Annotated in this window: 3 protein-coding genes; 1 reads left to right on the forward strand and 2 read right to left on the reverse strand. The window is 65.1% G+C overall.

What is annotated here, in order from left to right:
- Both VL973_RS08195 and VL973_RS08200 read right to left on the reverse strand, forming a co-directional pair.
- Nucleotides 1-641, reverse strand: a 641-nt coding sequence (locus VL973_RS08195) for an enoyl-CoA hydratase-related protein (protein ID WP_325283540.1), incomplete at its 3' end; no start/stop codon positions are given.
- The gene (locus VL973_RS08200) at nucleotides 638-1,825 is read right to left on the reverse strand and encodes a CaiB/BaiF CoA transferase family protein (RefSeq protein WP_325283541.1); all 1,188 of its coding nucleotides are present in this window, start codon (nucleotides 1,823-1,825) and stop codon (nucleotides 638-640) included. The genes VL973_RS08195 and VL973_RS08200, both read right to left, overlap by 4 nt.
- Before the next feature lie 130 nt (nucleotides 1,826-1,955).
- On the opposite strand from VL973_RS08200, the gene VL973_RS08205 reads away from it, so the two are divergent.
- Nucleotides 1,956-3,137 (forward strand): outer membrane protein assembly factor BamB family protein (locus VL973_RS08205; RefSeq protein ID WP_325283542.1); only part of this gene is annotated, 1,182 nt, incomplete at its 3' end.

Here is a 3,137-nt window from a genome sequence, read left to right on the forward strand (position 1 = left end):
TCCTTGGTCGTCCGCGTGGTCAGCGGCGCATTTTCGGCCGCCCGCGCGCACAATGCCGCCAGTTCGGCGTCCATCGCATCGCGCTCCACCAGCTTGAGCAGGAAACCGCTGGCCAGCAGTTGTTCGGCGGTCAGCATTTCGCCCAGCAGCACCATGCGCTTGGCGAACTGAACGCCGACAGCGCCGCCCACGCGCGCAACGCTGGCCGCCGACAGGCAATTGCCGATGGTGCGCCCGATGGGGGAGCCGAACTTCGCATCCGGCGTGGCGATGCGAAAGTCGCAGGCGGACGCGATGTTGATCCCGCCGCCCACGGCCCAACCCTCGACCGCGGCGATGGTGGTGCAGGGAATGGCGTCGACCGCCGCCATGCACTCGTCAATGCCGCGCTCGTAATCGACGCCCTGTTCGCCGGTGGTGTAATCGGCGAACTTGGAAATGTCGGTGCCAGAGATGAACGCCTTGCCGCCCACCCCGCGAAACGTGACGACGCGGATCGAAGAATCGGATGCAAAGCCGCGCGCCGCATCGCGCAGGTCCAACCACATCTGGCTGGTGAGTGCGTTGTGCGCGGCGGGGTTGTTGAAGCGGACATGCGCGGCACGGCCGTCGCGCGTCACGTCGATGCCGGGGCCGCTCATTCCGCTGCCTCGTTACGCGGGGTCAGCAGGCCACGCTCGACCAGCTCGGCGCGCAGTTCGTCGGAATGTTCGTTCAGCAGCGGCGGCGGCAGGCGCACTTCCTGCGGCGTGCCGCGCATCTTCACGGGGAAGCCCAGCGCCTTGAACTCACCCTCGATCGGGTGCGGGACCATCTGAACCATGTCGCGCGCGATCGCCTGCTCGCTCTCCACTGCTTCGCCATAATCCAGAATGGGCGCGGCGGGCACCCCGGCGGCCAGCAGCGCGTCGATCCATTCCTGCTTGGTGCGCGTGGCAAAGGTGGGTGCCAGATCGTCGATCAGCACCTGTCGGTTCTGCACCCGCGCGGCGTTGGTCGAATAGCGCACATCCTCCTGCAATTCCGGCCGCCCGATCACGTTCAGGAAGGTCAGCCACAAGCCCTGATTCGCGGCGCCGATCACGAACCAGCCGTCGGACGCCTGCACCGCCTGATACGGAGCCGACATGCGATTGGCGGAGCCGATCGGCGTCGGCGCCTTGCCCGTTCCCCACAATTCGGTCGTTTCCCAGATCGACAGGCCCATCGCCGCTTCGAGCAGCGAGGCGTCGATATACTGGCCCTTGCCCGATGCCTGCCGCCCGATCACCGCCGACAGGATTGCATAGGCGCTGAACAGCCCCGCCCCCAGATCGGCGACGGCGATCGAGTTCTTGGCAGGCTCCATGCCGGGGAAACCGTTGGAGCTGAGGATGCCCGACATCGCCTGTGCGATCAGGTCGAAACCCGGCCGCTGCGCCCACGGCCCGGTCTGGCCGAAACCGGAAATGCTGGCATAGACCAGCCGCGGATTGATCGCGGCCAGCGTGTCATAATCGATGCCCAGCCGCGCTGCGACGCCGGGCCGGGCATTTTCGACCAGAATGTCGGCGGTCTTGACCAGTGCATACAGCACTTCGCGATCGGCATCGTCCTTGAGGTTCAGCGTGATGCTGCGCTTGTTGCGGTTCAGCGCGAGGAAGCCGGGGCTGTCCTCCCCTTTCAGGCGAAAGCCCATCGAATGGCGCGTCGAATCGCCCGTCTTCGGCGGCTCGATCTTGATGACATCGGCGCCCATGTCGCCCAGCAACATGCAACAGAATGGCCCGGCCATCACCTGCGAGATATCGAGCACGCGCAGGCCCGCAAGCGGTAGATTGGACATGGGGAACCTCTCCTGAAAAAGCATTTCAGCAATGTTGCTGGATCATATTGTATATGATTTATAGCCGGTCTATCGTCCTGTGCAACGCGATTTGCCCCAAGCGAAGGCAAACGAACAGGAGAGATACGCTTTGACGAGCCGCCCGACGCGATCCGCCCGCTATCTGATGTGCGGCATGATGATGCTGGCCGCCCTGCCCGCACTGGCGCAGCAACGCGGCGACTGGACCAGCTATGGCCGTGACGAAGGTCATGCGCGCCATTCGCCCCTCGATCAGATCACGCCCGCCAATGTTGCGGGACTGAAGAAGCTGTGGTCCTATCACATGCGCCCGCCCGGCGCGGAGGCGAGCGCGGTGCAACTGCCCGACGGCGTGCCCGAGCGATACAAGACCGGCTTCTCCGCATCGGAAGCGACGCCGCTGGTGGTCGACGGCACCATGTATCTGTCGACCCCCTACAAGCGCGTCGTCGCGCTGGATGCCGCGACGGGCAAGGAACGCTGGGCGTTCACCTTTCCCGGCAACGATCAGCCACCGACGCGCGGCGTCGCCTATTGGCCGGGCGACGGCAAGACCGGCGCGCGCATCGTGTTCGGCACGCGCACGGGCAAGCTCTACGCGCTCGATGCAAAGACCGGACAGCCCGCCACCGGCTTTGGCGAAGCGGGCTTCATCAACATGAAAACGCCGGAGGTCATGAACGGCACCCGCGCGCCGCTCAGCATGAGCAGCCCGCCCGCCATCTACAAGAACCTGATTATCACCGGCTCACGCGTGCAGGAAATGCCCGTCAAGGGCGCGTCGGGCGACGTGCGGGCATGGGATGCCGTCACCGGCAAGCTGGTCTGGACGTTCCACACCATCCCGCAACCCGGCGAGCCGAATTTCGGCACCTGGGAAGGCGACAGCTGGAAGGAACGTTCGGGCACCAATGTCTGGACCTTCGTCGTTGTCGATGACCAGCGCGGCATCGCCTATCTGCCCATCGGCACGCCGACATTCGACCGCTGGGGCGGCGACCGCAAGGGCCAGAACCTGTATGGCAATTCGATCGTCGCGGTTGAGGCGGCGACGGGCAAATATCTCTGGCATTTCCAGACCGTCCATCACGATATCTGGGACGTGGACCTGCCCGCCGCGACGCTGATCGATGTCCAGCGCGACGGCAAGACCATCCCGGCCATCGCCGTCATGAACAAGACGGCGATCATGTTCATCCTCGACCGCGTGACCGGCAAACCGCTTTACGACGTCAAGGAAGTGCCGGTGCCGACCGATACCGACGTCCCCGGCGAGCAGCCCTGGCCGACG

It is taken from the genome of Sphingomonas sp., assembly GCF_035490575.1.
GTDB lineage: Bacteria > Pseudomonadota > Alphaproteobacteria > Sphingomonadales > Sphingomonadaceae > Sphingomonas.